Below are 584 nucleotides of genomic sequence, written 5' to 3' on the forward strand. Positions count from 1 at the left end.
ATGTGTATGTTTTGAGAACTCGTTCTTCTTTCGAAGAACATTTTTAAAATCAATCTATTGATTGAATTTACTAGTCAGCTTTCCAGATTGTTAAAGAGCATTGTGTTTCTATTTAAAGATCCACTTTCTAATCACACTCATAAGAATGTATTTACAAAGTGGCGTCCCGTAGGGGAGTCGAACCCCTGTTACCGCCGTGAAAGGGCGGTGTCCTAGGCCTCTAGACGAACGGGACATTGGTGGAGCTATGCGGGATCGAACCGCAGACCTCCTGCGTGCAAGGCAGGCGCTCTCCCAGCTGAGCTATAACCCCAATGTTTTACTTCTTTTAAGAAGTTCTCTAAAGAGAAAATGGTGGGCGATACCGGGCTCGAACCAGTGACCCCCTCCTTGTAAGGGAGGTGCTCTCCCAACTGAGCTAATCGCCCACGATAGTTTTACTTCCTTCGTGAGAAAGAATGGTGGGTCGTGCAGGATTCGAACCTGCGACCAATTGATTAAAAGTCAACTGCTCTACCAACTGAGCTAACGACCCATTGGCGTCCCGTAGGGGAGTCGAACCCCTGTTACCGCCGTGAAAGGGC

Annotated in this window: 4 tRNA genes; all 4 read right to left on the reverse strand. The window is 47.8% G+C overall.

Annotated features, from left to right (window positions below):
• Nucleotides 1-159: 159 nt before the first annotated feature.
• Nucleotides 160-235 (reverse strand) — tRNA-Glu (locus tag C9J42_RS21385).
• 2 nt (nucleotides 236-237) lie between these two features.
• Nucleotides 238-313 (reverse strand) — tRNA-Ala (locus C9J42_RS21390).
• 39 nt (nucleotides 314-352) lie between these two features.
• A tRNA-Val gene (locus C9J42_RS21395) sits at nucleotides 353-428 on the reverse strand.
• A gap of 31 nt (nucleotides 429-459) precedes the next feature.
• Nucleotides 460-535, reverse strand: a tRNA-Lys gene (locus tag C9J42_RS21400).
• Nucleotides 536-584 lie beyond the last annotated feature (49 nt).

This window comes from Photobacterium sp. GB-56 (assembly GCF_003026105.1).
Classification (GTDB): Bacteria; Pseudomonadota; Gammaproteobacteria; order Enterobacterales; family Vibrionaceae; genus Photobacterium.